The sequence below is a fragment of the Paenibacillus rhizoplanae genome, from assembly GCF_042684125.1.
GTDB classification, from domain to species: Bacteria; Bacillota; Bacilli; order Paenibacillales; family Paenibacillaceae; genus Paenibacillus_AQ; species Paenibacillus_AQ rhizoplanae.
Window position 1 is genome coordinate 136,979 of sequence record NZ_JBHUKY010000014.1, and the last position, 6,245, is coordinate 143,223.

Below are 6,245 nucleotides of genomic sequence, written 5' to 3' on the forward strand. Positions count from 1 at the left end.
ATGAGATTTGCAAAAGTTCTGTGCGGGGAGAGGATGACAGTGGCAGTTTTTTCGGAAAACACAAGTACACGCAGATTGATTATACTATTCACCTCCATCTCCGTTCTCCTGGTTGGCATCAGTGTGGCCTCTCTACTGATTCTGAATCATACGATGAACAAATTATCCGACTCTCTATACAGTGACGTCTATCAGAATTCCGAGCTTATTCTGAACGCTGACCGGGACCTGTATCAGGCGGCCCTTGCGCTTCAGACCACAGTCGGGGGAGCGTTGACCAGTGCGCAGCGCAGTACGCTGTCGCAAGAATTCGAGGACAATAATGCCCAGGCGCTGCAGCGGGTCAGTACCGCACGTTATAACCTGGATTCCGTGAAGAGCCCGTTCAATGGAATGAAGCAGAGCGAGCTGCTGCTGGACGAGCTGAGGAACGAGCTGGATCACTTCGGGACTACGCTTACCACATGGAGGGATAGCGGCCGGGAGCTGATCTCGCAGCGCGTCCAGAGCGACTGGAACCCCGCATTCTACTCAGCCCTCACCATACATACAGAGCTAAATGAGGTACGGGAGGTCCTGAATCAGGCAGAGGATCGGATTGACAGCTATGCCAACCAGGTGATGACGGAGTTCAATAATCTCAAAAGCTCCCTGTTCGCCGTCTACTCCGTATTCCTGTTCCTGCTTGTACTGGTCATCTTCTATCTCAGCCGCAGACTGATCTCGCTGCAGAATGAAATGCAGGATGAGAAGTCGCTCTATCAGCTGATCGGTGAGACGATGTCTGATTTTATCGTGCTGACAGACCCGAACGGTCTCATTCTGTATGCGTCCCCTTCCCATGCAACTGCGCTTGGTTATGTGCCGAGCAAAGGGGCGCCGCTCTCCAACTATATCCGTGAAGCCGAGATCTCCTGGGCCAAGCTCAAGAGTGTGGTGCAGTCTTCACCGAGAATATCCGAGCTGCGCATGCGTTCGGCCGAAGGGCACTGGGTGTGGCTGGAGACCAAGGTTACCCCTATTGCGGGCAGCCGCAATTTCCCGGCGCAGTTCATGCTCGTATCACGTGAGATTACCCAGCGCAAGCAATATGAGGAGCGGCTGCACAAGCTGGCCTTCTATGATCATCTGACCGCGATTCCCAACCGTGCCCATTTCAAAATGTACATGGAGAACCTGATCAACCAGCCCGAGGAGCGCCGGCAGGAGATCGCCGTGGCGCTGCTGGACTGCGACCGGTTCAAGCAGCTCAATGATACACTCGGCCATCTGGCCGGTGATGAATTCCTGCAGCTGCTCTCCCGGGAGCTGCAGCAGACCGTGAAGGGCTCCGGCCAGGCCTTCCGGATCGGCGGGGATGAATTCGCCGTAGTGCTGCACCGGTTCACCAGCCCGCAAATGCTGGACGAGCTGCTGAACCGTCTGCTCCAGCTGTTCAGCAAATCCTGGTCCGTTAACCAGGGCTCCAGCTTCCACACCTCTGCCAGCATAGGCGTGGCGCTGTACCCGCAGCACGGCAGCAGCATCAACGAGCTGCTCCGTGCCGCCGATCTTGCGATGTACCGCTCCAAGAACCATGGCGGCAATGAGGCTAACCTGTACAGCGAGCATGTGGATAAGAAATACAGTGATCAGCGGAACTAGCACCAGCGGATGCCGACTCCCTATCTATAACTCCTAGCCAAAAAGAGCTGATTAGCCCCCTCCCCCAGGAGATGGAACTAATCAGCTCTTCTTATGTTCTAGCTGGTCTGCTGCAATGGATCAGCCAGTTCGGTGCTATGCTCCGGACTACGCTCCCGAACGGTCACCTTAATGACCTGCTCCCCGCTGCCCGAGCAGTCGATGAAGCGGTCAGCGGTGCCGTCCTTCTCCTCCCAGTCGTTCAGCCGGAGGATGTAGCCTATCGTGGAGGTCCCGGGCAGCACTTCAATCCGTGCTACGGCATGGCCGTCCTCCATATGCTGGAAGTCCCGTTGTCCATCCTGAATGCCTGTACCCCACACCCAGAGATTCCAGCCCCGGTAGTCGCCGTCCGGCCGGTCATAATGAACTTCCACAATCTTCGACCTCGGCTCAGGCTCCCCGTATTTATCATAGAGAACCATCACCGACAGTCCGGCGACCTCTACACTGCCGCTCTCCGTCTGCCGGAAGGCTTCCGGTCCGGCATGGGCATGATCGACTACGATGTTCCAGCAGCCGGAGGTCTCCGGGAGGCACTGGGTAACCGGCTCCATGTTGGCATTATAGATCACCACGATATTATTCCATGTATCTCCACCGGCGTTATCCTTCAGTCTATAGGCAACGACTCCGCCGTCATAGCGCAGGAACTCAAGACTGCGCTCAATCTCCTGGCGCCCGTGCAGGCGGAAGGCCGGATGTGTCCGGCGCAGCTCAATCAGCCCTTTGTAATATTGAAATACTGCAATGAATTTGCTTTTGTTCTCCCAGCGGATCGCATTGATACAGTCCGGACTGCGGTAGCTGTTATGATCTCCGTATTTGCTGCGCAGCAGCTCATCCCCGGCATGGAGGAACGGAATTCCCTGCGAGGTCAGAATGATTCCGTTAGCCAGCAACGAACGGCGTACCGTCTCATTGTCCAGCACATTCTCGGGATCTACTCCCACATACGGATTCGACTGCTCTACTGCGGCCTTAAGATCCCCGCCGCCCCGCAGCTTGCCGCCCTCAAGGTCCGGCAGTCCGGCTTCCCCGCGAAGTCCCCGGGTCGCCAGAATTTTGTCCCACAGGTTGAGATTATCATGTGCGGTTACATAGTTCACGGTCTCTGTAGGCGCATCGGTGAATTCATGAATCGCCCCGCTTACCCCGGACGCTATCGCGCCTTCCTTGCCGAATTCTCCGGTTACGAAGCCCTTACCCCAGCCGTCGCTGTCTCCCTTGATGGCCGCGCGGAAGTTGTCATTGAAGACGGCATAGCCTTTGCCGCGCTGTACGCCCTTCAGCGTCTTGGAGGCAAGCGGGGAGTCGCCTCCGGTCCAGGGCTCACCATAGAGCAGCAGCCCCGGATTAATCTCCAGCCTCAGCTCCTCGGTAATCTCGCGCATGGTCACGCTGTCCATCAGCCCCATCAGATCGAAGCGGAACCCGTCAATATGGTACTCCTTAGCCCAGTAGGACAGGGAATCCTTGATATACTTGCGGACCATCGGCCGTTCTGTAGCCAGCTCATTGCCGACGCCCGAGCCGTTAGAGAGCCGGCCGCTCTGATCATGACGGTAGAAATAGTCCGGTACCAGCGGCTGGAAGGGTCCCTTCTGGAAGCCATAGGTATGATTGTAGACCACATCCATAATCACCGAGATACCGCGGCTGTGCAGCGCCTGGACCATCTCCTTGAATTCCCGGATACGGGTAAGCGGGTTAGCCGGGTCTGTGCTGTAGGAGCCTTCCGGCACATTATAGTGCTGGGGATCGTAGCCCCAGTTATAGTCCGTGAAGATCGAAGACGCCGGTTCTTCCCCTGCCTTGCCCAGCTCATCCACAGTCTGATAGTCGAAGACCGGCATCAGATGAACATGTGTGATGCCCAGCTCAGCCAGATGATCAACGCCCAGCAAGTGACCCGCTTCATCCCGCAGGCCGGTCTCGGTGAAGGCCTTGAATTTCCCCTTATACGTCAGACCGGAGCTAGGGTCTGACGAGAAATCGCGGACATGCAGCTCATAAATTATAGCATCTGCCGGATGCGGCAGCACCGGAGAAGCATCGCTCTCCCAGCCGTCCGGGTCTGTCTCAGACAAATCCACGATGGCCGTCCGCACTCCATTCGCCGATACAGCTGCTGCATAAGGATCTGCCGCTTCATTAATCGACCCGTCCGCAAATACGGCGCGGTACATATAATATTTCCCCTTGAGGTTACCGGGAACCTGGATCGTCCACACCCCGCCCTCAGAGCGCTCCATGCCGAGAATTTTGCCGCTGTCCTTATAATCTAGGGTCTGCAGGGGCATCCCGTTTCCGCCTGTTGCATATAATACGAGCGCTACTGTAAAGGCTGTAGGCGCCCAAACTTTGAATACACAATATTCCGCTGTGTAGGTTAAGCCGAGGTCCTTGCCTTGATAGGTATCGATTTCTTGTTCTGCTTGTATAGAATTGCTGCTCATTGCTATTCACCATCCCTACGCTCATCCGTAATACTCCCGGAGAACTATCATTCTATTACTATCAAGCTATGTCCACATTCACCATAACTAATACTTAGTACTTGCACAGCTCTGCAAGCGGGTTACGCGGAATTGCTACATAGGGTTCATTATATAATATGTAACACTATGTTCACAGGTCTGGGTTACGAGTAGAATTGTGTCCCCGGATATATCCTATATCGGCATGGATACCCGGGAATTCAAGCTATTTAAGTTATAGCCGCTAGTTAATCGGAAGTATACTTGTCTCACCGCCCGATTACAATTGTAAAATGTTCCAGAATCATACGGACCCCTTCCGCAGCAGCCTCCCATATAACGCGATGACAGGAAGCAACAGGAAGCCTGCGGACAGCAGCGAGACCCTGATGGAGATCCTGCTGCCGATATAGCCCACAGCCGGACCGCCTGCGCTCTGGCCCAGAGCATCGGATTGACTGATCATCGACAAGAGCGTAGCCCGGTTCTGAGCAGGCAGCTTCGTGTTCAGCCAGGTGGTATAGATCGGCTCGCTGACCGAAGCGACCACCCCCAGGAGCAGCACCGCCCCGATAGCCAAGTAGAAATCAGGTGCAAGCGCCACCAGTATAATGCAGCCTGCACGGATGGATGTCAGGAGGAACAAGGCGGCCGCTACCTGACGTTCCTTTTGCAAATCAATAATATTCCCGGCCATATAGACAGCCAGCATACCCAGCAGAGTAGTCGCCGCACTGATCAGCCCGAAGCCGGCCGCCATCGAGACTCCAATCTCCGGAAACCCGATTTCATTCATAAGAAAGACTTGCCACAAACGGTCATATCCCTCAGACGCAGCGCCGCTAAATAAAGTTACAACGGTCAGCAGCAGGAGCAGCGGATGATGCCTCAGGATAGAGGCGCCGCTGACCCAGGTCTGGCCCAGTTCACGGATAGCAGAGGAATGCGGCGCACGTTCCCGCCGTATGAATCCCGTCTCCTTCATATAGCGGATCAATATCAGCCCCAGGACGAAATAGATGACTCCACCCGCCAGAAAAGGGAGATTAGACGCAACCTGGGATAATCCTACGCTGAGCGCAATGCCTAATAGAGAGGCGCTTAAAGAGAAGATTTTGGAGCGCATGAAGATTCTTCCGGCCTGCTCCTCCTCAAGCTCATCCACGATCCATGCGGTATCCGCCCCGCTCAGGAACGTCCAGCCGATCCCGTACAGCATCTGGGAGATCAGCAGCCAGCCGAAGGCAGGCAACAGGGAAGCCGGGTGCAAGATCCAGACAATACTCCCTTCGAGGACAAAGGCACTCCCCAGAACGAACATGGCAATTATGACGGATAGTCTGCGGCTATAGGTATCGGCAACCACTCCGGTGATTCCCTCGAACACAAGCACCGTTATCTCCAGCACCGTTCCAATCAGCACAAGCTGAAGCGGATTCAGTCCTAGCTCGATTACATAATAAATACTGTAGGTTGTGAATATCGTACTGGCCGCAAGCGACGTCATAAACACGAGGAATAAATAAATCTGTGAAGCACTGAATCTCTGCACAATGGTTCCACCCTCCGAAAGTAATGGACTCATTATATAAAATACGGCCCGGGCGGGCGGTTCCAGATTTGCTGAAATTCGAAAAGCTGTTTCATTCTGATAGGAATGAACTGCTTGGGACTGCTTTTTTATTTTGAAGTAGGATTAACGTTAGCACTTAGGTGGACGCTGCGTGAACGGACCGTTGTTCCAATCGCTGTGCTCTCCAGATTTTTTTCATTCCCCTTGGCGGTGAAAATCCGGAGAGCAAGGCGACCGCTGCCGCTTTTACACAATCGTTCCGTCCTCTCCGCTGTTTAAGCAGATTACGAAAATACGGGGACCGGAACAAAAACGCCTATATTTGGTCCACGCGCCTCCGCCCTAACCAATGTGTTCGGTTTTTCGCCTATATTTGGTCCACGCGCCTTCGCGCCAGCCAATGTGTTCGGTTTAATACGAAAATAAAAGTATCGGAAAATGCGCCGCAGACTGGATTTTGACAAAAAAAGACCCACCGCCCCAAAATAACGTTTCGTTTTTTTTGAAAA

General features: G+C 54.3%; 4 protein-coding genes. 1 reads left to right on the forward strand and 3 read right to left on the reverse strand.

Features of this window, described 5'->3' with window-relative positions:
- The first annotated feature begins 39 nt into the window (after window positions 1-39).
- Window positions 40-1,644, forward strand: a complete 1,605-nt coding sequence (locus tag ACFSX3_RS06020) for a diguanylate cyclase domain-containing protein (RefSeq protein WP_379257192.1) — start codon at window positions 40-42, stop codon at window positions 1,642-1,644.
- 98 nt (window positions 1,645-1,742) lie between these two features.
- On the opposite strand, the gene pulA is transcribed toward ACFSX3_RS06020, so the two are convergent.
- The 3 genes from pulA to ACFSX3_RS06035 all read right to left on the reverse strand — a co-directional run.
- On the reverse strand, window positions 1,743-4,142 hold the full coding sequence (gene pulA, locus ACFSX3_RS06025; RefSeq protein ID WP_209991500.1) for a type I pullulanase: 2,400 nt from the start codon (window positions 4,140-4,142) through the stop codon (window positions 1,743-1,745).
- Window positions 4,143-4,467: 325 nt separating this feature from the next.
- Window positions 4,468-5,715 (reverse strand): MFS transporter, encoded by a 1,248-nt coding sequence (locus tag ACFSX3_RS06030; protein ID WP_379257194.1) that lies wholly within the window; start codon window positions 5,713-5,715, stop codon window positions 4,468-4,470.
- A 305-nt stretch (window positions 5,716-6,020) separates the two neighbouring features.
- A partial coding sequence (locus ACFSX3_RS06035) for a hypothetical protein (RefSeq protein WP_379312711.1) occupies window positions 6,021-6,245 on the reverse strand: 225 nt, incomplete at its 5' end.